Origin of the sequence: Pseudonocardia alaniniphila (genome assembly GCF_022524485.1) — a bacterium.
Taxonomy (GTDB): domain Bacteria; phylum Actinomycetota; class Actinomycetes; order Mycobacteriales; family Pseudonocardiaceae; genus Pseudonocardia; species Pseudonocardia alaniniphila.
Window position 1 is genome coordinate 1 of record NZ_JAKXMK010000048.1, and the last position, 23,680, is coordinate 23,680.

Consider the following 23,680-nt stretch of genomic DNA (forward strand, 5'->3'; position numbering starts at 1 on the left):
CGTTAGGGTGTGGGAGAGTAGGTCGCCGCCGACATTCAACGTTTGTTGTGGGCCCCCGCCGGAAGGCGGGGGCCCACTTTTTTGTATCATCTGCAGGTGAGTATCGCGGATGGTTCCGGCGATAACCGCCCGCGACGAGAAGATCGCGACGGGGCCCGGAGACCAGAGAATCGGCAGGGACGCGGCGGCGACCGCCTGGATCGAGGCGAGGAGCGCCGCGCCGGCGAGCGCGGGCGTCGTGACGACCGTGCAGGCGGTGGAGGCGGGCGCACCGGCTCGGGCTGGTCCGCGCGCGAGTCGGATCGCCCGTATCGGCCGCGCAGCGAGTCGCAATGGGGGGCCGGCGAGCGACGTGCCGGCGGCACGGGCAACCGCGATGCGGCCCGACGTGACGACCGCAGGCGTGACGATGGTCCGCGCGGTGGTGGGCGAGGTACCGACCGCTTCGGTGAGCGTCGCGGATATTCGGCAGGCGGCAGCCGGTACGAGCGCGGCGGCGCGGACGGCTCGCGGTGGTCCGGTAGTGGCGCGGGCTCGGATCGTCGACGTTCGGATGATGCGCCGTATTCGCGACGCGACGACGCTTCGGGCGCCGACCGTGGGCGCGGGGATCGGCCTGACAGAAGCCGCAGTGGCGGCGCGGACCGAGGCCGGTCCGAGGACCGGCCGAGGGGCGCGGGCTGGTCGGATCGCGGGAATACCGAGCGGCGGTCGCCCGAGGGCGGTCGCGGCGGACCTCGTGACGATCGCGGTCGGGAGCAGGGCCAGTACCGCGGCAGTTCAAGCGGCAGGGACCACGACCGGTACCGAGGAGACGACCGCGGCGAGCGGGGTGGCTACCGCGGTGGCTCCACCGGCGAGCGGAGTCGGTTCGCGAGGGACGATCGTGGAGGCCGGCCGGGGTATCGCGGCGAATCCGGTGGTGACCGGGGCCGCTATCAGGGCGGCGACCGCGGCGACCGGACCGGGTACCGCGGTGCGGGCGGTGGCGAGCAGAGCCGGTACACCACCGATGACCGGGGCGATCGCACGTCCAACCGGGGTCGTTCGGACTCCGGTGACCGGGGCGGCTACCGGGGCGAGCGCGGCCAGTACTCGCGCGACGATCGCAGCAGTGGCTACCGCGGCCAATCCGGTGGCGAGCGCGGTCAGTACCGACGCGATGACCGCAGCGGCGGCCACCGCGGCCAGTCCGGCGGCGAGCGCGGCCAGTACCGCCGGGATGACCGCGGCGGCGGCTACCGCGGCCAGTCCGGTGGCGAGCGTGGTCAGCACCGGGACGATCGCAGCGGTGGCTATCGCCGCGATTCCGGTGGCGAGCGTGGCCAATACCGGCGCGACGACCGCAGCGGCAACCGTGCCGAATACGGAGGAGACCGGAGCCGGTACCGGGACGACCGGAGTGGCAGCCAGGGTGAGACCGGCGGCGAGAGCGGTCGGTACCGGTCCGACGATCGGCGTGGCTATCGCGGCGACTCGGGCGGCGAACGTGCGTCCTACCGGGGTCAGACCGGTGGGGGCTACCGCGGGGACGAACGGCGCGACCGTGGCGGCTACCGGGGCGAGGCCGGCGGTCAGCGCGGTCGTTACCAGGGTGACGACCGCGATCGCGAGTCGAACCGTGGGGACGACCGCCCGCGCAGCCGTGGCGCCGGCAGACCGGATGAGCGCGCCGGGAGCGGATGGGCGGACCGTCCGGAGGTCTCGCGCCAGGAGCTTCCGGAGAGCAGCGACAACCGGCCGGAAGACCAGGCGAGCGATCGACCGGCCGCTCCGCGGGAGGACGCCGCGCCGGCCGACGCCGCTCGAGCTGACATCGCGCAGGACACGCGCCGGGAGCACGGGGCCGAGCGCGAGCCGCAGAGCAGCGGGCCGGTCGAGGAGCGAAAGAGCGAAGAGCGGCCCGCCTCGCCGGCGCCCACTCCCGCACCTGACCACGAGCGTGATCCCCCCGTCGACCGCGCGGACCGTCCCGGCGACGAGGGCGCCGAGGGCCGTGAGCGCGGCGGCCGTGATGACCGGGCCGACCGCGAGCAGCGTGAGGATCGGGGCCGCCCGGCGAGGGGTCCCCGCACCGAGCGCTCCTACGGTGCCGAGCGGGGCCGCCCTGCCCGGTCCGGCGATCGCGGTGCAGGCGGTCGTGGTGCGGGACAGCGTCGGGGTGAGGGGCCGGGCGGTGCGCCCGGGAGCCGTCCCCCGCAGCGGGCTGCGTCTCGTTCGGGCGGACGTCCGACCGAGGGCGTGCCGGTGGCGCGTGTCTCCGAGCCGCCGCTGAGCGATGAGATCACGACGGCAAGCCTCGATCCCGAGGTCCGCCGGGACCTCAGGGGCCTGCAGAAGGACACGGCGAACAGCGTGGCCCGCCACCTCGTCGCCGCCGGGATGCTCGTCGACGAGGACCCTGCGCTCGCGCTCGAGCACGCCCGGTTCGCCCGCACGCGGGCGTCACGGATCGCCGTCGTCCGGGAGGCCGCGGGCATCACGGCCTACCACGCAGGCGAGTGGGCGGAGGCGCTGAGCGAGCTGCGGGCCGCCCGCCGGATGGGCGGTGGTCCAGGGCATCTGGCGGTGATGGCCGACATCGAACGTGCACTGGGACGTCCGGAGCGCGCGCTCGACCTGAGCCGCGGACCCGAGGTCCGTGAGCTGGATCGAGCCGAGAGCATCGAGCTGCTCATCGTGGCCGCCGGGGCCCGCCGCGACATGGGTGAGCTGGACGCCGCCGTCATCAGCCTGCAGGTGCCGGAGCTGGACCCGGCCCGCCGCGATCCGTGGAGCGCGCGGCTGTTCTACGCGCACGCCGACAACCTGCTCGCCGCCGGGCGCGAGTCCGACGCGCTGCAATGGTTCGTGCACGCCGCCAATGCCGATTCGGACGGCGAGACCGACGCCGATCTCCGTATTGCCGAGCTGACCGGCGAGTCGCTCCCTGAGGAGGACATCGAGTTCGGTCCCGAAGAGTTCGACGAATTCGAGGACGGCTCAGATCGGGAGCCCGAACCGCAGGATTTGCGTCGGGGGGAGTCCGCCGATACGGATGCCGAGAGCGATGAGGAGCCGCTCGGGCACACCGCGGCGGAGGATGCCGACCGGGAGATCGAGGAGACCACCACTCCGGCGGATGAGGTCGAAGCTCGCGAGGAGTCGGGTTCCGCTTCCGCCTCGCCCGCTGAAGACGCCCTGGGCAGCGGGGAGTCTGCCGATGCGGATGCCGAGAGTGGCGAGGAGCCGCTTGGGCGCACCGCGGCGGAGGATGCCGACCAGCAACTCCAGGAGACCACCGCCCCGGCCGATGAGGTCGAAGCTCGCGAGGAGTCGGGTGGGGCTTCCGTCCCGCGGGCCGAGGACGCCCAGAGGGGCGCTGCGCCGAAGGCGGATGAGGGCCTGGGTGGTGGGGAGCTCGCCGAGGGCGTGGACGATGCTGAGGAAACCGCAGCACCGCCGGCCGGCAGTGCAGGCGAGGACGACGCACCGGGAGAGGACGCCGTGGGCGAGGCCGTGAAGGCGAAGGCTCCTGCCGAGGGGGTTGCGACGGTCGACTCCGGCGGGCGTGACTCAGCACGGGATCCGAAGCCGTGACCACCCACACGACAGACGCGGCCGACCTCCTCAGCCGCCACGACGCAGTGCTCGCCGACCTGGACGGCACGCTGTATCGGGGTCGGGGAGCCGTGCCGGGTGCGGTGGAGGCGGTGAAGGCGGCGCTCGCACGTGGCGTGCCCACGTTCTACGTCACCAACAACGCCTCCCGGCGGCCCTCGGACGTGGCCGCGCACCTGGTGGAGCTCGGCTACCCGGCCGACGACGGTGACGTGGTCACCAGCTCGCAGGCCGCGGCGGCGATGCTTGCCGCGCAGCTGCCTGCGGGGGCCCGGGTTCTTGTCGTCGGCACGGACGCGCTGGCGGCCGAGGTGGTCGCCGCCGGATTGGCCGTCACGGAGCGGGCCGAGGACGCGGTGGCGGTGGTCGAGGGGCACAGCCCGGATACCGGATGGCGAGTGCTGGCCGAGGCATCGGTCGCCCTGCGGGCCGGCGCCGTGTGGGTGGCGTGCAACCTGGACGCCACCCTGCCGACCGAACGCGGGCTGCTGCCGGGCAACGGCGCCATGGTGTCCGTGCTGCGGGTGGCCACCGGACGCGAGCCGCAGGTCGCCGGCAAGCCTGCTCCTGAACTCCTGCACACCGCCGTGGAGCGCACCGGGGCGAAGTCCGCGCTCATGGTGGGTGACCGGCTGGACAGCGACATCGAGGGCGGGCGCGCCGCCGGTCTTCCCACACTCCTGGTTCTGACCGGCGTCTCCGACCCGGCGGAGTTGCTCGCCGCGCCGCCCGCCTTGCGGCCCGACTACGTCGCTGCCGACCTCGGTGCGCTCACCCGCACGCCCGAGGAGCTCGCGCCCGGGCACCGTCCCGGTTGGGACGCGCATGTGACCGGACCGGGGCGTCTGACGCTCACGGGGTCCGACGGCACGGAGCCGCTGGACGCCCTCCGCACGCTGTGCGCGGTGCACTGGGCGGCGGGCGGCGGTGCGGCAACGGTCGTTGCCGACGGCCCCATCGCCGAGCGGGCGTTGCGTGCGCTCGGGCTCGGCACGGCGGGCTCCGGCTCGGCTACCGTGGGCGCTACCGGCGCCGCTGCGCCCGCAGCCCGCGGGGCGCGCGGCGACACCGGCACCGACGATGCGGGAGCGCAGCACCGATGACCGTGCCCAAGCCGGGCCCTCCACCAGGGACCGCCGATCCGCAGGAGATCGTCTCCCGCGCAATGGCGGGTCTCGACGGTCTGGGCGACCGGCCGCTCGCCGAGCACGTGGAGGCGTTCGAGCGGGTGCACGCCGCGCTGGGCGAGGCACTCGCCGCGGGAACTTCCGGCGCTGCGTGACGGTGGTCACCCGACGTCGTCTCGACGCCGAGCTGGTACGCCGCGGTTATGCCCGTTCGCGACAGCAGGCGAGCGAGCTGATCGAGCAGGGCCGGGTCGTCGTTCGCGGGGTGCCGGCCGGCAAGCCCGCCACGGTCGTCGACCCGGACACACCTGTCACCGTCACCGCGGGCGATGAGCGCGAGTGGGCCTCCCGTGGCGCGCACAAGCTGATCGGCGCGCTCGACGCGTTCGGCACGGATGTCACCGGGTTGCGGTGCCTCGACGCCGGCGCGTCCACCGGTGGGTTCACCGACGTGTTGCTCGAGCGAGGCGCCGCGCAGGTCGTGGCCGTCGACGTCGGGTACGGGCAGCTGGTGTGGCGGCTGCGCAGCGACGCCCGCGTGCAGGTGCACGACCGCACCAACGTGCGCGCGCTGGAACCCGACGCGATCGGTGGCCCGGCCGACCTGGTCGTCGCCGACCTGTCGTTCATCTCGCTGCGCACCGTGCTGCCCGCGCTCACGGCGTGCACGAGCGCCGACGGTGAGCTGCTGCCGATGGTCAAGCCTCAGTTCGAGGTGGGCCGCCAGCGGCTCGGCGCCGGCGGGGTGGTGCGCGACCCCGGCCTGCGGCTCGCGGCTCTCACCGAGGTGACGGCCGCGGCGCGGGCGCTGGGCCTGGTGCTGCGCGGTGCGGTGGCGAGCCCCTTGCCCGGCCCGTCCGGAAATGTGGAGTACTTCCTTCGGCTGTCGCGACATGGCGAGGACGCCGAGGACCTGGTGCTGGCCAGGGCGATCGAGGAGGGTCCGTGACCAGGGAGATTCTGGTCGTCCTGCACGCCGGGCGGGAGAAGAACCGGCGCACGGCAGCGGCGGTGGCGCACCGCCTCGCCGAGTCCGGCGTCCGGCTCCGGGTGATCGGCGAGGAGTGGGCCGAGGTGGAGAACGGCGGCCTGCCCGCCTCGCTCACCCCCCGTGTCGTCGAAGGGCGACCCGGCTGTGCCGAGGGCGCCGAGGTGGTGCTCGTGCTCGGTGGCGACGGCACACTGCTGCGTGCCGCGGAGATGGCCCGTCCGGTGGGGGTCCCGCTGCTCGGGGTGAACCTCGGACGGGTCGGGTTCCTGGCCGAGACCGAGGAGGAGTCGCTGGGCGAGGCCCTCGACGCGGTCGTGGACGGCAAGTACTCCGTCGAGGAACGCATGACGATCGACGCCGTCGCGCGCCTCAACGGGCACGTGCTGGTCCGCTCGTGGGCCCTCAACGAGGCGACCGTCGAGAAGTCCAGCAGGGAGCGGATCCTCGAGGTGGTCCTCGAGGTCGACGGGCGGCCGGTATCGGCCTTCGGGTGCGACGGAGTGATCTGCGCCACTCCCACCGGCTCCACCGCGTATGCGTTCTCCGCGGGTGGCCCGCTGGTGTGGCCCCAGGTGGAGGCGCTGCTGTTGGTGCCGAGCAACGCGCATGCGCTGTTCTCCCGGCCGATGGTGGTCGCGCCCGACACCGAGGTGGCGATCGAGGTCGACCCGACCGGCCCGCCTGCCGTCCTGGAATGCGACGGGCGGCGCAACGTGGTGCTGCCGCCCGCGGCGCGCGTCGAGCTCTCCCGCAGCAACGACCCCGTGCGGATGGTGAGGTTGGACGGGCAGCCCTTCGCCGACCGTCTGGTACGCAAGTTCGACCTGCCCGTCAGGGGATGGCGCGGCGCGCCGCAGTCCGGCAGCTGAGGCGTTGTCGGGCCGGCGCCGTACGCTTCGCCCCATGCTGGCCGAGATGCGGATCCAGGGCCTCGGCGTGATCGACGACGCAACGCTCGACCTGGATCCAGGGCTCACGGTGCTCACCGGTGAGACCGGTGCGGGCAAGACCATGGTCGTCACAGGGCTGTCGCTGCTCGGCGGCGGGCGGGCGGAGTCCTCGCGCGTGGCCGACGGCGCACGTCGAGCCGTCGTCGAGGGGCGTTTCAGCGCCGACCCGGCGGCGCTGAAGGTCGCCGACGAAGTGGGCGCCGACGCCGACGAGGACGGCACCCTCATCGCGGTCCGCACCGTCAGCGCCGACGGCCGGTCCAGAGCGCACCTGGGCGGGCGGTCGGTTCCTGTCGGGGTGCTGTCCCGGCTCGCCGAGGTCACGCTCGCCGTCCACGGGCAGAACGACCAACTGCGGCTCCTGCGCCCGGCCGAGCAGCGGGCCTTGCTGGATCGCTTCGCCGGCGACGTCGTGGCCGAGCCGCTGGAGCGCTACCGGGCCGTGCGGGCCGAGTGGCAGCGCGTGGCCGCCGAGCTCGTCGAGCGGCGGGACGGGGCGCGGCGGCTCGCCCAGGAGGCCGACCTGCTGCGCCACGGGCTCACCGAGATCAGGGCGGTCGACCCCCAGCCCGGTGAGGACGTCGAGCTGACCGAGCTGGCCCACCGGCTGTCCGCGGCCGACGAGCTGCGCGAGGTCGCCGCCGGTGCCCAGCTCGCGCTCATCGGCCCCGAGGACGGCGACCCGGACGCGCCGGGCGCACTGGCGCTGATCGGCGACGCGCGCCACCGTCTCGCCGGCGCGGGCGACCCGGCCCTCACCATGCTCGACGCGCGGCTGCACGAGGTGCTCGCGCTGCTCGGCGACGTCGGCACCGAGCTCACCGGCTACCTCGACCGGCTCGACGCCGACCCGGAACGGCTGGCGTCCGTGCTGTCCCGGCAGGCCGAGCTCAAGGCACTCACCCGCAAGTACGCCGCCGACATCGACGGCGTGATCGCCTGGGCCGAGGCCGCCGAGGAGCGGCTGGCCGGGCTCGACACGTCCGACGAGGCACTCGCGGCGCTGGCCGCGCGCCGCGACGCACTGGGCGTCGAGCTGGCCGAGCACGCTGCGGCCGTCACCGCCGCCCGCACCGAGGCCGCCGCTCGGCTGGCGGCCGACACCACCGCCGAGCTGGGCGGGCTGGCGATGGCCGATGCGCGGCTGCTCGTCGCCGTTGTCCCGCGCGAGGCCGGGCCCGGTGCGGCCGACGCGCTCCTGGTCGGGTCCGCCACGCTCGTGGCCGGCACCGACGGCGTCGACGAGGTGGAGCTGCGGCTGGTGGCGCACGCCGGTGCCTCGCCGCTGCCCCTGCACAGGGGAGCGTCCGGCGGGGAGCTCTCGCGCGTGATGCTGGCGCTGGAGGTGGCGCTCGCGGGGGCCGACCCCGTGCCCACGATGGTGTTCGACGAGGTCGACGCCGGCGTCGGCGGGCGGGCCGCGGTGGAGATCGGGCGGCGGCTGGCCCGGCTCGCGGCGCGCCACCAGGTGATCGTGGTGACGCATCTGCCCCAGGTCGCTGCCTACGCCGACCGGCATCTCGTGGTCGACAAGTCGGCGCGCGACGGCGGTGGCCCCACCCGTAGCCGGGTGCGCACGCTGGCCGAGAGCGACCGCATCGTCGAGCTCGCGCGGATGCTGGCAGGGCTCGACGACACCGACACGGGCCGCGCCCACGCCGAGGAACTGCTGGGAGCGGCCCGGGCCCACCGTGAGGCCGACCGCGCAGCCGCGGGCCGCGCCGCCGTGAACGGCGCCGGCCCGAAGAGCGCCGGGGCGGGCAGTACTGCGGCGAAGAGTCGCCGGAGAGCGGCTACTCGCGCCTGATAGTCGCGTTCGTCTCGCTCCGTGCGTGCGGGTGATCGCTCGGCGTGCCTTCGTCGTGTCGACAGCACCGGATGCCACAGTGCCACCATGGAAGGCGGGTGCCTGGAATGAAGATCTCCGGTCTGTTGCACCGCTCGCGGCCCGTGCTCCCGGGGCTCGCGGGCACTGCGCGGGTCGACCGGCGCACCGACGGTCTGCTCCGCCGCATCAAACCGGGGGAGATCGCGGTGCTCGACCAGGTCGACCTCGATCGAGCCACCGCGGACGCCCTCGTCGCGGCGGGGGTGGTGGCTGTCGTCAACGCGTCCCCGTCGATCTCCGGGCGATTCCCGAACCTGGGCCCGGAGGCGCTCATCGATTCGGGAATCATGCTGGTCGACGACGTCGGCGCCGAGGCGTTGCACGCCATCAAGGACGGCAGCCGCATCCGGCTGCTCGACGGCATCGTGTACGCGGGCGAGCTGCGCCTCGCCGATGGCATCGAGCAGACCGCCGACATGGTGGCCGACGCCATGGTGGAGGCGAAGTCCGGGCTCAGCCACCAGCTCGAGGCGTTCGCGGCCAACACGATCGAGTTCATGCGCAGCGAGCGCGCGATGCTGCTGGACGGCGCGGGTGTCCCCCAGGTCGAGGTCGAGCTGGCCGGCCGGCAGGTGCTCGTGGTCGCCGCCGGGTTCGACCACGCGGCGGAGCTCGCGCAGCTCAAACACTTCATCCGGGACCAGCGACCCGTGTTGGTGGGGGTCGGGGCCGGGGCGGACGTGCTGCTCGCGGCCGGATACCGGCCGCAGCTCATCGTCGGCGACCCGAGCGAGGTGTCCACCGAGGCGCTCACCTGCGGCGCCGACGTCGTCGTCCCGGCATTCGCCGACGGTCACGCCCCTGGCCTGCACCGTGTGCAGGATCTCGGGGCCGGGGCTGTGACGTTCCCGAGCACGGCCAACGCCGAGGACCTCGCGCTGCTGATCGCCGCGCACGACGGCGCGTCGCTCGTGGTCACCGTGGGGCTGTCCGCGAGCATGGCCGAGTTCCTCGATCGCGGGCGTTCGGGAAGCAACGCCTCGACGTTCCTCACGCGGTTGCAGCTCGGCGGCATCCTCGTCGACGGCCGGGTGATCGCCACGCTCTACCGCAGCCGCATCACGTCCGGGGCGATCCTGCTGATGGTCGTCGCCGCGCTGGTGGCGCTCGCCACCGCTCTGCTCGTCTCGCACGCGGGCGATGCCGCGGTGACGTGGTTGAGCCAGAGCTGGAGAGCGCTCCTCGATCACGTCACGGGATGGCTTCGGTGATCTCCCTGCGCTACCACGCGGTGTCGATCGGTGCCGTGTTCCTCGCGCTCGCGGTCGGCGTCGTGCTGGGCGCGAGCGGTGTGTCGGACCGGTTGCTCTCGGCCGTCGCCGCGCGGGCCGACGACCTCGGCGGGCAGGTCCAGACGCTGACGGCGCAGCGTGATGCCTTGGCCGCCGCCCAGCGAAGCGCCGACGAGTTCGCGCGGCGCACCGGCCCGGCGGCGGTCCGGGGGCTGCTGCAGGGCCGGACCGTCGCGCTGGTGACCGTGGGCGCCGACCCCGCCGACCGCGACGCCGTGCGGGCGCTGCTCGGGCCGTCGGGAGCCTCGATAGGCGGCGAGATCGCCCTGACCGACGCCGTCGGCGACCCGGCGCGTGCCGACCAGCTTCGTGAGCTCACCTCGCAGCTGCTGCCGACCGGAGCGCAGCTGCCCGCCGCGTCCGACACCGGCAGCCTGGTGGGTGGTCTTCTGAGTGGCGTCCTGCTGAAGTCGTCCGGGCAGGTCACGCCGGAGCAGGCCGACGCGGTGCTCACCGGGCTCATGTCCTCCGGGTTCGTGACGCCGGGGGAACGGCCCCGCCCGGCCGATCTGGTGCTCGTGCTCACCGGCGGCGCCGTCCCGGGCATCGACGGCGCCGACGCGGCGGCCGTCACGGCGCGCCTGGCGGCGCAGCTCGACCGGGCCGGAGGCGGTGCGGTGCTCGCGGGTCGCACGGGTTCGGCCGACGCGACGGGGCCCGTCGGGGTGGCCAGGGCCGACCCGAATGTCACCGCCTCGCTCTCCACGGTCGACGACGTGCAGACCGGCGCCGGTCAGGTCTCGGCGGTGCTGGCGCTGCGCGAGCAGCTCGACGGGCGTGCGGGGCGCTACGGCACCGCCACGACGGCCGCCGACGGCGCGGCGCCTGCGGCGTGACGCCCGATCACGGTGGGCGGTCGGGATCTCACCTTTGGTGATTTTTGGGCCGCAAATGGGGCGAGGCGTGTCGCAAGAGGCGGGTGGGAGCGGCCGGCGCGGCGCGTCCTATGTACCCTGAAACCCCGTGCAGCCTCGCGCGACGCGTCATCTGTTCGTCACCGGCGGGGTCGCGTCCTCGCTGGGTAAGGGTCTGACCGCCTCGAGCCTCGGGCAATTGCTCACATCTCGCGGCCTCCGGGTCATCATGCAGAAACTGGATCCCTACCTGAACGTGGATCCGGGCACGATGAACCCCTTCCAGCACGGCGAGGTCTTCGTCACCGAGGACGGCGCCGAAACCGACCTCGACATCGGCCACTACGAGCGTTTCCTCGACCGGAACCTCCACGGCAACGCCAACGTCACCACCGGCCAGGTCTACTCGTCCGTGATCGCCAAGGAGCGCCGTGGCGAGTACCTCGGCGACACGGTCCAGGTCATCCCGCACATCACCAACGAGATCAAGGACCGCATCCTCGCCATGGGCGAGCCCGATGACGACGGGATCACGCCCGACATCGTGATCACCGAGGTGGGCGGCACGGTCGGCGACATCGAGTCGCTGCCGTTCCTGGAGGCCGTCCGCCAGGTCCGTCACGACGTGGGCCGGGACAACTGCTTCTTCCTGCACGTATCGCTGGTGCCCTACCTCGCGCCGTCGGGGGAGCTCAAGACGAAGCCGACGCAGCACTCGGTGGCGGCGCTGCGCAACATCGGTATCCAGCCCGACGCGCTGGTGCTGCGTGCCGACCGGGAGATCCCGGACGACATGAAGCGCAAGATCAGCCTCATGTGCGACGTGGAAACCGACGGTGTCGTCGCCGCCCCCGACGCGCCCTCGATCTACGACATCCCCCGCGTGCTGCACCGGGAGGGACTCGACGCGTACGTGGTGCGCAGGCTCTCGCTGCCCTTCCGGGACGTCGACTGGACGGTGTGGGGCAACCTGCTCGACCGCGTCCACCATCCCGACGAGACGGCGCGGATCGCGCTCGTCGGCAAGTACGTCGACCTCCCCGATGCCTATCTCTCGGTCACGGAGGCGCTGCGCGCGGGCGGGTTCGCCCATCGCGCGCGTGTCGAGATCGTGTGGGTGCAGTCGGACGAGTGCCGCACCCCCGCGGGTGCGGCGGCCGCGTTGGAAGGCATGGACGGCGTCCTGATTCCCGGCGGCTTCGGTGTGCGCGGGATCGAGGGCAAGCTCGGCGCCGTCCGGCACGCTCGCACGCGCCGCATCCCCGTCCTCGGCCTGTGCCTCGGGTTGCAGTGCATGGTGATCGAGGCAGCGCGCTCGCTCGCGAACCTGAGCGACGCCAACTCCAGCGAGTTCGACGAGCGCACCCCGCATCCGGTGATCTCGACGATGGCCGACCAGCGTGACGTCGTCGCAGGCCAGCGCGATATGGGCGGCACGATGCGGCTCGGGGCCTACCCCGCCACCCTCGGTGCCGGCACCGTGGTCGCGGGGGCGTACGGCAGCCGGGAGGTGTCGGAGCGGCACCGGCACCGATACGAGGTCAACAACGCATATCGCAAACGGTTGGAGGAGGCCGGCCTGGTGTTCGGCGGCACCTCGCCGGACGGCACGCTGGTGGAGTTCGTCGAACTTCCGGTCGACGTCCACCCGTTCTTCGTCGGCACGCAGGCGCACCCGGAGCTCAAGAGCCGCCCGACGCGTCCGCACCCGCTGTTCAGCGCGTTCGTCCGGGCCGCTCTCGACTACCGGGCCGCCGACCGGCTGCCGGTGGAGCTGCCCGCCCGCGAACGTGCGGCGGCCGGGGTCAACGGAGCGCCGTCATGACCGCCCCGCGTCACGACTTTCCGGTCAAGGCGAGCAATGACATCTACGCCGGCGCGGTGATGGCGCTGCGCGCCGACGAGGTGGTGATGCCCGGCGGGGGTGTCGCCGTCCGGGAGATCCTGGAGCACCCGGGAGCCGTCGCGATCGCGGCCCTGGATGCGGACGACCGGCTGATGATGATCCACCAGTACCGCCACCCGGTGGGACGGCGGCTCTGGGAGCTGCCTGCCGGCCTGCTCGACGTCGACGGGGAGAACCCGCTCGACACCGCGAAGCGCGAACTCGCGGAAGAGGCCGGGCTGGCCGCCGCCGAGTGGTCCACGCTGGTCGACGTCGTGGCCTCGCCGGGCTTCTCCGACGAGTCGGTGCGGGTGTACCTCGCGCGTGACCTCACCGAGGTCGGCCGCCCGGAGCTGGGTGACGACGAGGAGGCGGACCTGTCCACCCGCTGGATCTCGCTGTCCGTCGCGGTGCGGATGGTGCTCTCGGGCACGATCGTCAACGGGGCGACGGTGGCCGGGGTGCTCGCCGCTCATGCCATCTCCGGTGTGCCCGCGGCGGCACGGCCCGCGGACGCCCCGTGGCAGGACCGGCCCACGCGCTTCGCCGAGCGGAAGCGCCAGACGGAGTAAGGGCGGGTCGAATCAGGGGCGCAGGGGACGTCCACGCGGGTCGGTGGGGCGCCCGGCGAGGATCACGATGCCGTCGATGAAGGCCCAGACCACGCCGATGACGACGAACGAGAGCAGCAGCTGGGCGACGGCGATCCCCATGTGGCCGGTGTAGAACCGCCCGATCCCGAACGGCAGCAGCAGTTGCAGCACGCCGGCCACGACCTTGTACCGATCGGAGTAGGGCATCCCGGTCGTCGGCTCGCGTCCGTACGGCGCTTCGGGGTCGCGCGGGTAACGGCGGGCGGGCGTGGCGACGGTGGGCGCAGGCAGCACGGTGGTGGTCTGCTCGTCGTGGGGGAGGTCCTCGAAGAGCGGCACGAGATCATCGCTGGTGCGGGCGGCGTACGCGGCGGTCGTGCGCTCCTCGTACTCCTCCTGGTCGAGCCGGCCCTGCGCGTAGTGCTCCCCGAGGGCGCGCACGGCCGCTTCCCGCTCCGTATTGCCGATGCGCATGGGACGGGGGCCGGGCGTGCTCATGTCAACGACGGTACCGGGGGTTCATGCCTCCGTGCCCATGCATGAGGCGTGTGGCTTCCATGTCTCTTTCGTCCGGATCGGTCACACGGCCTCCAGCCAGGCCGGCCAGCGGTGGTCGCCGATCGTCATCCGGCACCGCATGAGCTTCCAGAGCCCGTACTTGTGGTAGTCGAAGCCCCATGCCTGGTTCAGCCTGCTCTGCAGACATCCCCACAGACCCCATTTGAGGTCGGCCAGGGCGGTGAACAGCTGCACCCGCGCGGTCAGGGGACGGGTGGCGCAGCCGTAGTAGGCCTCGACGAGCTCCAGGGTCTGCCTCTCGCCGGAGAACATCTCGGTGACGAGCACGGCCAGGTCGTAGGCGCGGTCGTTGTTGGACGCGAACTCGAAGTCGATCATCTTCATCGGCAGGGCGCCGGCCCCGGAGCCGATGAGGAAGTTGCCGGGCTTGGAGTCGTTGTGGCACGGGACGAGGTCCATGCCCGTGGCCTCGAGTGCCTTCCTGGCCGCCGCGTACTCGGCGAGTATCAGGTCCGTGTCCGCAGGCAGGGCAGCCCCGAGCTCCCGCACCTGGTCCAGGTGCTCGTCGATCATGTCGAAGACGGTCTTGGTGAGGGAGAGCGGCTCGCCCGAGTGGAGCGTCCGGTAGAGCGCGATCGCCTGGTGCGCGAGCTCGGGCCGCGTGAGATCGCCGGTGGTGCAGGCTCGGTAGTGCTCGAGGAACTCGGCCACCTCGACTCCGCTGCCGGCGTCGAAGAGCACCATCCCCGGCCCGATCCCCAAGCTGTCCGCCAGCCGGGCCGCCTGGTTCGCGGCCGCGCGGTCGATGAAGGCCTCGCTGCCTGCGCCGGGGATCTTCATGAAGTACCGGCTGGGCGCGCCCTCCACCGTGAGGCACCAGTTGCTGTTCTGCAGGCCGCCGGAGACGGGTGCGTACCGGATGTGCCTGCCGGACCAGGCCGTGACGGCGCCCAGCGCCTTCTCCACCGCGCGTTCGGCGTCGGTGCGGGCCGTGCCGAGGACACGGCCCACGGTGTCGTCAGTCATGAGCATGCCGCCACTAGAGGCTCCGCAGCCTGTCGTCGAAATGTGGGTCGCGCAGGCCCGCCCGGGCGCGCAGGAACTGCCAGCCGGAGAACTTCGCGTACTCGTGGGTGCCCGGGCGCGCGGCGTCGGCGTAGGCGCCGACGAGGCCCCAGCGGACCGAGTCGGCGATGCCGTACACGCGGCACCGGTCGAGCAGGGCGTCGTCCGAGGTGCCCCAGTACATCTCGAACACCGCCCGGGCGTCGACGTCGGACGTACCCAGCTCCTGCAGCAGCACACCGAGGTCCTGCAGCGGGTCCATGAGCGCGGCGCAGTCCCAGTCGACGAGCCGAAGGCTTCCGTCCCCGTGCGCGATGAGGACGTTGGAGACGTTGCCGTCGCCGTGGCAGGGCACGAGGTCGTAGCCGCTCGCTGCGATCCGCTCCTCGGCCGTGCCGAGCATGCGCACCATCCACGGGAAGTCCTCCGGCAGCGCGCCGCCGGCGTCGACGACGAGCCGGTGCACGTCGCGAATGTCGTCGAAGACCGTGGCGCGGCGCGTGCAGCCGGGGAGGCCGTGCACCTTCCGCCGTAGCGCCACGAGCTGCTCGACGCGGTCGAGGTCGTCGAACCGGTCGAGTGTGGCGGTGGCGGCGAGCCCGGTGAGGTCCTCCATCACGAGCAGACCGCGGTCGACGTCGGCGAGGTGGACGCGGGGCCCGATCCCGGCGTCGCCCGCCTCCCGGGCGAGGGCGAACGCCGATGCGAGATCGACGTAGGCGTGCGCATGCGGCTCCATGACCTTCACGAACGCTGCGGTGCCCACCACCTGGTCGGGGACGGGTGAGCGCACCGACCATCGCCGAGAGTCGGCTCCCCACCAGCTGGGGCTGGCGATCGTCACGGCCGCATCGAGCATGAGCTCGGCGCCGCGCCACAGCCCGGCGGCCCCGAGGATCTCCTGCACCGTCGCGGTCACCGGCAACGCCACCATGGAGACCATCATGCTTCTTCGCGACGACGGTGAGCCGGTCGAGCGTGGCGGGATGCCAGGTCAACCGGCGGTCGTCGCGCGCGTGACGTGGTGGATGAGGCCGAAGAAGGTCGCTGCCCACGCGACCAATGCGATCGCCAGCGCCACCACGGGTAGCCAGGCGAGCATGCCGAGCTCGATCGCGAGTCTCATCTTGAAGGTGGCGACCGCGTACATGCCCAGCGGGAAGACCAGCGCCCAGTACGAGGGGTGGTAGCGCAGCGGGAAGCGGTTCACGATGTGCTTCCACACGCCGATCGCGATCATGAGTGGGAACCAGAACGTCGCGGTCGCCCACGCCAGCACGACGAACAGTTCGATCGCGGGTGCCATGCGTTCGAGCAGCGGGTCCGCGGTGCGGGCGAGGAGCAGGTTCGAGCCGGCCAGTGCGGTGATCGCCACGGCTCCGGCGGCGATCCAGGTCGGTGGGTCCTCGTCGGCAGGGCGGAGGCGGTAGAAGGTCCAGCGCGTGAAGATCATCGTCATGACGATCACGTAGAGCAGGATTCCGAGGCAGAAGAACGCGAGGCAGGTGAAGGCGAGCGCTTCACCACCGAGCTGCGGTTGCAGCAGCGCACCGAGCACGGCGATCGACTCGGTCGAGACGGTGAGCAGGAACCAGGTTCCGTTGATGGCGCCGAAGCCGGGCTTCTCCACGGACAGCACGACGGCGATGAGCGTTGTGTAGACCAGCACGGCCCACAGGGCGACGCCGACCCACCACAGGGCCAGGGCGAGCTGCCACCAGCCGAAGAGGATCAGGCTCGCTGTGCCGAGCACCTCGGTGCCGGCCACGGCGGTGGTGAACGCGAAGCCCTTGGCGTGACTCGTGATGTCGGCCGTCACGAGCCTCGGGTAGCGGACGAGCCGGGCTGTCGTGAGCGCCGCGATGACGACGTAGGCCACGGCGGCGATGACGTAGAGCACCTCGCCGAGCCAGGGGATGCCGAGCGACCGGCACCCGATCGCGATGATGCCCGTGGCCATCACCATCGCGAAGTAGCCGGGGAAGTACGACGCCAGTGGGCTCGGCCCCGGCTGGGTTTCGAGACCCGCCTCCCCGCTCGTAGGCTTACCCATGTCGCCTCCTCGCGGGGCATCCGTCCTGGTCAGCGAGCCAGCGTAGTACCAAGGGCGGCTGTATTGTGATGGTGATCACATCCCTGGGGAGGCCCGGATGGCGGTCCGAGGAGACGATCGGGAGGCGACCGACGGACCGGTCGTCGATGCTCTACTGCGAACGGGGCGCTTCTTCACGCGCCGCTCCGTGTCGGACGACCTGCGTGCGGTCTACCACGAGGGCGGGCGTGACGGCGACGTCTTCTATCGTGACAGGTGGAGCCACGACAAGGTCGTCCGCTCGACCCACGGGGTCAACTGCACCGGTTCGTGCTCGTGGAAGGTCTACGTCAAGGACGGGATCATCACCTGGGAGAGCCAGGAGACCGACTACCCGTCCGTCGGGCCGGACTCGCCGGAGTACGAGCCACGCGGCTGCCCCCGCGGCGCGGCCTTCTCCTGGTACACCTACTCGCCCACCCGGGTGCGCTACCCGTACGTGCGGGGTGTGCTCGCCGAGATGTACCGGGAGGCGAAGGCGCGGCTCGGGGACCCGGTGGCGGCGTGGGCGGAGATCACGGGCGACCCCGACAAGCGGCGGCGCTACCAGCGTGCGCGGGGCAAGGGCGGCCACGTCCGCGCGACGTGGGACGAGGCCGTCGAGATCGTCGCCGCTGCTCACGTCCACACGATCGCCACCTACGGACCCGACCGGATCGCGGGTTTCTCGCCGATCCCGGCGATGTCGATGGTGAGCCACGCGGTCGGCTCGCGGTTCATCCAGCTGATCGGCGGGTGCATGACGTCGTTCTACGACTGGTACGCCGACCTGCCGGTCGCCTCGCCGCAGGTGTTCGGCGACCAGACGGACGTCCCGGAGTCCGGGGACTGGTGGAACGCCACCTACCTGCTGATGTGGGGCTCGAACGTGCCGATCACCCGCACGCCGGACGCCCACTGGATGGCCGAGGCCCGCTACCGGGGGCAGAAGGTCGTCGTGGTCTCGCCGGACTACGCCGACAACACGAAGTTCGCCGACACCTGGCTGCCCGCCCAGCCCGGCACGGACGGCGCGCTCGCGATGGCCATGGGGCACGTGATCCTCACCGAGTTCTTCGTGCAGCGCTCGGTGCCGTTCTTCACCGACTTCGTGTCGCAGTACACGGACATGCCGTTCCTGGTGACCCTCGACAGCCACGACGGTGGCTTCGTACCGGGCCGGTTCCTCACCGCCGCCGACCTCGGGGACACGTCCGAGGAGGCCGCGTGGAAGACCGTGCTGATCGACTCCCGCACCGGAGAGGCCGTGGTGCCGAACGGGTCGCTGGGCTTTCGCCACGCCGAGTCCGGGATCGGGCGCTGGAACCTCGACCTCGCCGGTGTCGTCCCGCAGCTGACCGCCGCCGGGAAGGACCGCGCGGTCGAGGTGCTGTTGCCACGCTTCGACGCACTCGACGGGTCCGGCGCCGTGATGCACCGGGGCGTCCCGGTCGTCGAGGTGGGCGGGCGGCTCGTCACCACCGTGTTCGACCTGATGCTCGCCCAGTACGGCGTGCGCCGCGAGGGCCTGCCCGGCGCCTGGCCGGCCGGATACGACGATCACGCGGAACCCTGCACCCCGGCGTGGCAGGAGCCGATCACCTCGGTGCCTGCGGCCCAGGCCGTGCAGGTGGCGCGGGAGATGGCGCGCAACGCCGAGGAGTCACAGGGCCGCACCATGATCATCATGGGCGGTGGCATCTGCCAGTGGTTCCACGGTGACGCCACCTACCGGGCGGTGCTGGCGCTGTTGATGTTCACCGGCTCGATGGGCCGCAACGGCGGCGGCTGGGCGCACTACGTCGGGCAGGAGAAGTGCCGTCCGGCAAGCGGCTGGGCGACGATGGCGATGGCGGCCGACTGGCAGCGCCCGCCACGCACGATGATCGGCACGGCGTACTGGTACACGCACACCGACCAGTGGCGTTACGACCACTACCGCGCCGACGCTCTCGCCTCACCGCTCGCGCGGGGCCGGCTCACCGGGATGCACACGATGGATGCGGTCGCGCTGTCGGCGCGGCTGGGCTGGATGCCGTCGTATCCGCAGTTCGACCGCAACCCGCTCGACGTCGCCGACGAGGCTGCCGCTGCGGGGGAGGAGGTGCCCGCGCACGTCGCGCGCAGGCTGCGGGACGGCAGCCTGCGGTTCGCGGTCGAGGATCCCGACGCTCCGGAGAACTGGCCGCGGTGCCTCACACTGTGGCGCGCCAACCTGCTCGGCTCGTCGGCCAAGGGCGACGAGTACTTCCTGCGGCACCTGCTGGGCACGCACGACAACCTGCTCGCCGAGCAGGCCCCTCCCGACCTGCGCCCCCGTGACGTGCGGTGGTGCGAGGAGACACCACCGCAGGGCAAGCTCGACCTGCTGCTCTCGCTCGACTTCCGGATGACCAGCTCCACGCTGCTCTCGGACGTCGTGCTGCCCGCGGCCACCTGGTACGAGAAGCACGATCTCAGCACCACCGACATGCATCCGTTCGTGCACGCGTTCAGCCCGGCGATCGATCCACCGTTCGAGTCCCGCACCGACTTCGACGCCTTCCACGCCATCGCCCGCCGGTTCTCCGAGCTCGCCGCGGCCCGGCTCGGTACCCGTCGGGACGTCGTCGCGGTGCCGCTGCAGCACGACACGCCCGGTGAGACGGCGCAGCCCGGCGGCGAGGTCCGGGACTGGCGGGCAGGCGAGGTCGAGGCGGCACCAGGGCGCACCATGCCGGGGTTCGTGGTCGTGGAGCGCGACTACGCGGCCGTCGCGGACAAGATGGCGACGGTCGGTCCGCTCGTGGAACGGCTCGGGATCAGCACCAAGGGCGTCACCTACCACCCGGACGCGGAGGTCGCCGACCTGGCGGCCCGCGGCGGCGTCATGCCGGAAGGGGCGGGTGCGGGGCGCCCGGCGATCGACACCGACGCCAAGATGGCCGAGGCGATCCTCGCGTTCTCGGCCACGACGAACGGCAGGCTCGCCGTTGCGGGCTTCCGTGAGCTGGAGCGGCGCACCGGAAAGCGACTGGCGGATCTCGCCGAGGGCAGCGAGGAACGGCGGATCTCGTTCGCCGACACCCAGGCCCGGCCGGTGCCGGTGCTGACCAGCCCGGAGTGGTCGGGGAGCGAGACCGGAGGGCGCCGCTACGCGCCGTTCAGCGTCAACGTCGAGCGGCGCAAGCCATGGCACACGCTCACCGGGCGCATGCACTTCCTGCTCGACCACGAGTGGATGCAGGAGTTCGGCGAGACGCTGCCGGTCTTCCGCCAGCCCCTCGACATGCACCGGCTGTTCGGCGAGCCACGCATCGGCGACTCCGGTGGCACGTCGGTGACCGTGCGCTATCTGACGCCGCACTCCAAGTGGTCCATCCACTCCGAGTACCAGGACAACCTGTTCATGCTCTCGCTGTCCCGCGGCGGCCCGACGGTATGGCTGAGCGAGGCCGACGCGGCCGCGATCGGGGTGCGCGACAACGACTGGGTGGAGGCGGTCAACCGCAACGGTGTGCTGGTGGCGCGCGCGATCGTCACCCATCGCCTGCCCACCGGCACGTCGTTCGTCTACCACGCGCAGGAGCGGCTGGTGAACGTGCCGCTCTCGGAGACGACCGCGCGCCGCGGAGGGATCCACAACTCACTGACCCGGATCATGCTCAAACCCACGCACCTGATCGGCGGCTACGCGCAGCTCTCCTTCGCCTTCAACTACCTCGGACCCACCGGCAACCAGCGCGACGAGGTCACGGTCGTGCGCCGCCGCGAGCAGACGGTGAGGTACTGACATGCGCGTGATGGCGCAGATGGCCATGGTCATGAACCTCGACAAGTGCATCGGGTGCCACACGTGCTCGGTCACCTGCAAGCAGGCATGGACCAACCGCGCGGGCACCGAGTACGTCTGGTTCAACAACGTCGAGACCCGTCCCGGGCAGGGCTACCCGCGGCGGTTCGCCGACCAGGAACGCTGGCGCGGCGGCTGGGTGCGCAACCGACGTGGCCGCCTCGCGCTGCGCGCCGGGGGCCGGGTGCGCAAGCTCTTCTCGATCTTCGCCAACCCGGTACTGCCGACGATCCAGGACTACTACGAGCCCTGGACCTACGACTACGAAACCCTCACCGAGGCTCCACTCGGCGACGACTTCCCGGTCGCGCAGCCGCGCTCGTTGATCTCCGGACAGCCGATGGCCGTGGAGTGGAGCGCGAACTGGGACGACGACCTGGGCGGTGCTCCCGAGCTCGCGCCGCTCGACCCGATCGTCCAGCGGTTGCGGCGCGAGTCCGAGGACGCCGTGAAGCTGTCCTACGAGCAGGCGTTCATGTTCTTCCTGCCCCGGATCTGCGAGCACTGCCTCAACCCGTCGTGCGTGGCGTCGTGCCCGTCAGGGGCGATGTACAAGCGCGCCGAGGACGGCATCGTGCTCGTCGACCAGGATCGCTGCCGCGGCTGGCGGATGTGCGTCACCGGCTGTCCGTACAAGAAGGTCTACTTCAACCACCGCACGGGCAAGGCCGAGAAGTGCACCCTCTGCTATCCGCGCATCGAGGTCGGCCTGCCCACCGTGTGCAGCGAGACGTGCGTGGGGCGGCTGCGCTACCTCGGACTCGTCCTCTACGACGCCGACCGGGTCGGTGAGGCGGCATCGGTGGCCGACGAGAAGGAGCTCTACCGAGCCCAGCTCGACGTGCTCCTGGATCCGCACGATCCGCAGGTGTTCGCCGCGGCCCGCCACGACGGGATCCCCGAGGACTGGCTGGACGCGGCCCGCCGCTCGCCGGTGTACCGCCTCGCCAAGGTCTACCGGGTGGCGCTGCCCCTGCATCCGGAGTTCCGCACGATGCCGATGGTCTGGTACGTCCCGCCGCTCTCACCGGTGGTCGACCGCCTGACCGAGACCGGTCACGACGGCGAGGACGCCGGCAGCCTGTTCGGTGCCGTCGACGCGCTGCGGATACCGATCGGGTACCTGGCGGAACTGTTCACCGCGGGCGACCCGGCACCGGTGCGCGAGGTGCTGCTCAAGCTCGCCGCGATGCGCTCGTACATGCGCGACGTCACGCTGGGCCGTGACCGCGACGAGTCGATCGCCACGGCGGTGGGCACGACCGGCGCCGACCTCGTCGAGCTCTACCGGCTGCTCGCAATCGCCAAGTACGAGGAGCGCTACGTCATCCCCACGGCGCACGAGGGGGATGCCCACCAGCTCGAGGAGCTCGCCTGCAGCCTCGACGCCGACGGAGGGCCCGGGATGCTCGACAGCGGCCCGTTCGGCGAGTCGTCCGGTCGACCGTCACCGGTCTCGGTCGAGACCTTCCACGCGTTGCGCGACCGGCAGACGAGCGACGCCGTGTCGCCGACCGGCGGCCACGGAGGCCGGGTGAACCTCCTGAACTGGGACGGCCGGGGCCGTCCCGACGGCCTGTTCCCACCTCGCCGTGACGGGACGGCGGGGCAATGAGCGGCGACCGCGACAGCGCGGTGGTCCTGCAGGCGGCGTCGGTGTGCCTGCAGTACCCCAGCCACCAGGTGCGGGCCGACTTCCCCCTGGTCCGTGAGGCCCTCACCAGCATCGACGCACCCGCCCGGACACCCCTGCTGCGCTTCCTCGACCTCGTCGCGGGCGAGACCGAGACCGACCTCGCCCGCCACTACGTCTCGATCTTCGACGAGCGCAGGCGGTGCTGCCTCTACCTGACCTGGTGGTCCGACGGCGACACCCGACGCCGCGGCGGGGCGCTGGCAGCACTGAAGGCGCGTTTCCGGGAGGCAGGCGTGGCGCTCACGGGAACCGAGCTGCCCGACTTCCTGCCCGTCGTGCTGGAGTTCGCCGCCACCACCGACCTCACCGGCGGGTTGGCGTTGCTGCAGGAACATCGCCCCGGGCTCGAACTGCTCCGGCTCGCGCTCCGCGACGCAGGCACGCCCTATGCCGAGCCCGTGGCCGCGGTGTGCGCGCTACTGCCGGGTCCGTCCCCCGAGACCGTGGCGGCGGCCAAGGAGATGGCCCGGCGGGGACCACCACGCGAGCAGGTGGGGCTGGAGCTCACGCCCTTCTCGATCGCGCCCGACACGATCAGGCAGGGAGACCGCCGATGACGCTGCTCGACGTGATGCTCTGGGGCGTGCTGCCGTATGTCATGGTCGTGGTGCTCGTCGGCGGGACGATCTGGCGGTACCGCTACGACAAGTTCGGCTGGACCACCCGGTCCTCGGAGCTCTACGAGTCACGCCTCTTGCGCATCGGCAGTCCGCTGTTCCACTTCGGAATCCTCGTGGTGGTCATCGGGCACGTGATCGGCCTGCTCATCCCGCAGAGCTGGACCTCGGCGATCGGTCTCACCGAGCAGGGCTACCACGTCCAGGCCTTCGTGCTCGGTGGCATCGCCGGGATCTGCACGCTGGTCGGGCTCGGGATCCTGATCTACCGCCGCCGCACCACCGGGCCCGTCTTCCGTGCCACGACCCGCAACGACAAGCTGATGTACGTCGTGCTGGTGGCGGCCATCGTCGCCGGGCTGACGACCACCCTGCTCGGCGCGGGCGGGGGCGAGGAGCACAACTACCGGGACTCCGTCTCACCGTGGTTCCGGTCCTTGTTCGTGCTCCAACCCGACATCGAGTCGATGGCACGGTCGAGTCTCGCCTTCAAGATCCACACGCTGATCGGCATGGCACTGTTCGCGCTCTGGCCGTTCACACGCCTCGTGCACGCCTTCACCGCACCGATCGGCTACCTCTTCCGTCCCTACATCGTCTACCGCACCCGGTCCGGCGGGCGGCCGCCGCGGCGCGGGTGGGAGCAGGTCGATTCGGGCGGTCCTTCCGCCCGGCGGTGACGGCGCGGATCATCGCGGGC

General features: G+C 72.1%; 19 protein-coding genes. 14 read left to right on the forward strand and 5 right to left on the reverse strand.

What is annotated here, in order from left to right; translation table 11 throughout:
• Nucleotides 1-780: 780 nt before the first annotated feature.
• The gene (locus tag MMF94_RS38945; RefSeq protein WP_241042507.1) at nucleotides 781-2,421 is read right to left on the reverse strand and encodes a hypothetical protein; all 1,641 of its coding nucleotides are present in this window, start codon (nucleotides 2,419-2,421) and stop codon (nucleotides 781-783) included.
• On the opposite strand from MMF94_RS38945, the gene MMF94_RS38950 reads away from it, so the two are divergent.
• The 10 genes from MMF94_RS38950 (at nucleotide 2,356) to MMF94_RS38995 (ending at nucleotide 13,159) form a co-directional block, all read left to right on the forward strand.
• Nucleotides 2,356-3,579, forward strand: coding sequence for a hypothetical protein (locus MMF94_RS38950; RefSeq protein WP_241042508.1), 1,224 nt, complete (start codon nucleotides 2,356-2,358; stop codon nucleotides 3,577-3,579). The genes MMF94_RS38945 and MMF94_RS38950 overlap by 66 nt on opposite strands.
• Nucleotides 3,576-4,703, forward strand: a complete 1,128-nt coding sequence (locus tag MMF94_RS38955) for an HAD-IIA family hydrolase (RefSeq protein ID WP_241042509.1) — start codon at nucleotides 3,576-3,578, stop codon at nucleotides 4,701-4,703. Before MMF94_RS38950 ends, MMF94_RS38955 begins: the two co-directional genes overlap by 4 nt.
• A complete protein-coding gene (locus MMF94_RS38960) occupies nucleotides 4,700-4,882 on the forward strand; it encodes a hypothetical protein (RefSeq protein WP_241042510.1) in 183 nt (60 codons plus the stop codon). The genes MMF94_RS38955 and MMF94_RS38960 overlap by 4 nt, the downstream gene beginning before the upstream one ends.
• A gap of 2 nt (nucleotides 4,883-4,884) precedes the next feature.
• The gene (locus MMF94_RS38965; RefSeq protein WP_241042554.1) at nucleotides 4,885-5,676 is read left to right on the forward strand and encodes a TlyA family RNA methyltransferase; all 792 of its coding nucleotides are present in this window, start codon (nucleotides 4,885-4,887) and stop codon (nucleotides 5,674-5,676) included.
• Nucleotides 5,673-6,587, forward strand: coding sequence for an NAD kinase (locus MMF94_RS38970; protein ID WP_241042511.1), 915 nt, complete (start codon nucleotides 5,673-5,675; stop codon nucleotides 6,585-6,587). Before MMF94_RS38965 ends, MMF94_RS38970 begins: the two co-directional genes overlap by 4 nt.
• 34 nt (nucleotides 6,588-6,621) lie before the next feature.
• On the forward strand, nucleotides 6,622-8,475 hold the full coding sequence (gene recN, locus MMF94_RS38975) for a DNA repair protein RecN (protein WP_241042512.1): 1,854 nt from the start codon (nucleotides 6,622-6,624) through the stop codon (nucleotides 8,473-8,475).
• A 107-nt stretch (nucleotides 8,476-8,582) separates the two neighbouring features.
• Nucleotides 8,583-9,767 (forward strand): putative cytokinetic ring protein SteA, encoded by a 1,185-nt coding sequence (gene steA, locus MMF94_RS38980; protein WP_241042513.1) that lies wholly within the window; start codon nucleotides 8,583-8,585, stop codon nucleotides 9,765-9,767.
• Complete coding sequence (locus MMF94_RS38985; protein WP_241042555.1) at nucleotides 9,764-10,684, forward strand: copper transporter; 921 nt, start codon at nucleotides 9,764-9,766, stop codon at nucleotides 10,682-10,684. The genes steA and MMF94_RS38985 overlap by 4 nt, the downstream gene beginning before the upstream one ends.
• A 127-nt stretch (nucleotides 10,685-10,811) precedes the next feature.
• Nucleotides 10,812-12,527, forward strand: a complete 1,716-nt coding sequence (locus MMF94_RS38990; RefSeq protein ID WP_241042514.1) for a CTP synthase — start codon at nucleotides 10,812-10,814, stop codon at nucleotides 12,525-12,527.
• Nucleotides 12,524-13,159, forward strand: a complete 636-nt coding sequence (locus MMF94_RS38995) for an NUDIX domain-containing protein (protein WP_241042515.1) — start codon at nucleotides 12,524-12,526, stop codon at nucleotides 13,157-13,159. Before MMF94_RS38990 ends, MMF94_RS38995 begins: the two co-directional genes overlap by 4 nt.
• Nucleotides 13,160-13,171: 12 nt before the next feature.
• Here the strand turns inward: MMF94_RS38995 and MMF94_RS39000 are convergent, their stop codons facing one another.
• The 4 genes from MMF94_RS39000 to MMF94_RS39015 all read right to left on the reverse strand — a co-directional run bounded on the left by MMF94_RS39000 (nucleotide 13,172) and on the right by MMF94_RS39015 (nucleotide 16,817).
• The gene (locus tag MMF94_RS39000; RefSeq protein ID WP_241042516.1) at nucleotides 13,172-13,678 is read right to left on the reverse strand and encodes a DUF1707 domain-containing protein; all 507 of its coding nucleotides are present in this window, start codon (nucleotides 13,676-13,678) and stop codon (nucleotides 13,172-13,174) included.
• Between the two features lie 81 nt (nucleotides 13,679-13,759).
• Nucleotides 13,760-14,725, reverse strand: a complete 966-nt coding sequence (locus tag MMF94_RS39005; RefSeq protein ID WP_241042517.1) for a phosphotransferase — start codon at nucleotides 14,723-14,725, stop codon at nucleotides 13,760-13,762.
• Nucleotides 14,726-14,738: 13 nt separating this feature from the next.
• Complete coding sequence (locus MMF94_RS39010) at nucleotides 14,739-15,698, reverse strand: phosphotransferase family protein (protein ID WP_241042518.1); 960 nt, start codon at nucleotides 15,696-15,698, stop codon at nucleotides 14,739-14,741.
• Nucleotides 15,699-15,758: 60 nt separating this feature from the next.
• A complete protein-coding gene (locus MMF94_RS39015; RefSeq protein WP_241042519.1) occupies nucleotides 15,759-16,817 on the reverse strand; it encodes a tellurite resistance/C4-dicarboxylate transporter family protein in 1,059 nt (352 codons plus the stop codon).
• A 97-nt stretch (nucleotides 16,818-16,914) separates the two neighbouring features.
• On the opposite strand from MMF94_RS39015, the gene MMF94_RS39020 reads away from it, so the two are divergent.
• Genes MMF94_RS39020 through narI form a run of 4 tightly spaced genes read left to right on the forward strand, consistent with a single transcriptional unit; the run spans nucleotide 16,915 to nucleotide 23,660 of the window.
• On the forward strand, nucleotides 16,915-20,607 hold the full coding sequence (locus MMF94_RS39020) for a nitrate reductase subunit alpha (RefSeq protein WP_241042520.1): 3,693 nt from the start codon (nucleotides 16,915-16,917) through the stop codon (nucleotides 20,605-20,607).
• Between the two features lies 1 nt (nucleotide 20,608).
• Nucleotides 20,609-22,282: a nitrate reductase subunit beta gene (gene narH / locus MMF94_RS39025; RefSeq protein WP_241042521.1), complete on the forward strand. Its 1,674-nt coding sequence runs from the start codon at nucleotides 20,609-20,611 to the stop codon at nucleotides 22,280-22,282.
• The gene (gene narJ / locus MMF94_RS39030; RefSeq protein ID WP_241042522.1) at nucleotides 22,279-22,920 is read left to right on the forward strand and encodes a nitrate reductase molybdenum cofactor assembly chaperone; all 642 of its coding nucleotides are present in this window, start codon (nucleotides 22,279-22,281) and stop codon (nucleotides 22,918-22,920) included. The genes narH and narJ overlap by 4 nt, the downstream gene beginning before the upstream one ends.
• Nucleotides 22,917-23,660 (forward strand): respiratory nitrate reductase subunit gamma, encoded by a 744-nt coding sequence (gene narI / locus MMF94_RS39035; protein ID WP_241042523.1) that lies wholly within the window; start codon nucleotides 22,917-22,919, stop codon nucleotides 23,658-23,660. Before narJ ends, narI begins: the two co-directional genes overlap by 4 nt.
• Nucleotides 23,661-23,680: the final 20 nt, after the last annotated feature.

Coding starts and splice junctions, on each gene's coding strand:
- MMF94_RS39020 (WP_241042520.1), top strand. CDS start 16,915: ATGGCGGTCCGAGGAGACGATCGGGAGGCGACCGACGGACCGGTCGTC.
- narI (WP_241042523.1), top strand. CDS start 22,917: ATGACGCTGCTCGACGTGATGCTCTGGGGCGTGCTGCCGTATGTCATG.
- MMF94_RS39005 (WP_241042517.1), bottom strand. CDS start 14,725: ATGACTGACGACACCGTGGGCCGTGTCCTCGGCACGGCCCGCACCGAC.
- MMF94_RS39015 (WP_241042519.1), bottom strand. CDS start 16,817: ATGGGTAAGCCTACGAGCGGGGAGGCGGGTCTCGAAACCCAGCCGGGG.
- MMF94_RS39010 (WP_241042518.1), bottom strand. CDS start 15,698: ATGGTGGCGTTGCCGGTGACCGCGACGGTGCAGGAGATCCTCGGGGCC.
- narH (WP_241042521.1), top strand. CDS start 20,609: ATGCGCGTGATGGCGCAGATGGCCATGGTCATGAACCTCGACAAGTGC.
- steA (WP_241042513.1), top strand. CDS start 8,583: ATGAAGATCTCCGGTCTGTTGCACCGCTCGCGGCCCGTGCTCCCGGGG.
- narJ (WP_241042522.1), top strand. CDS start 22,279: ATGAGCGGCGACCGCGACAGCGCGGTGGTCCTGCAGGCGGCGTCGGTG.
- MMF94_RS38960 (WP_241042510.1), top strand. CDS start 4,700: ATGACCGTGCCCAAGCCGGGCCCTCCACCAGGGACCGCCGATCCGCAG.
- MMF94_RS38995 (WP_241042515.1), top strand. CDS start 12,524: ATGACCGCCCCGCGTCACGACTTTCCGGTCAAGGCGAGCAATGACATC.
- recN (WP_241042512.1), top strand. CDS start 6,622: ATGCTGGCCGAGATGCGGATCCAGGGCCTCGGCGTGATCGACGACGCA.
- MMF94_RS39000 (WP_241042516.1), bottom strand. CDS start 13,678: ATGAGCACGCCCGGCCCCCGTCCCATGCGCATCGGCAATACGGAGCGG.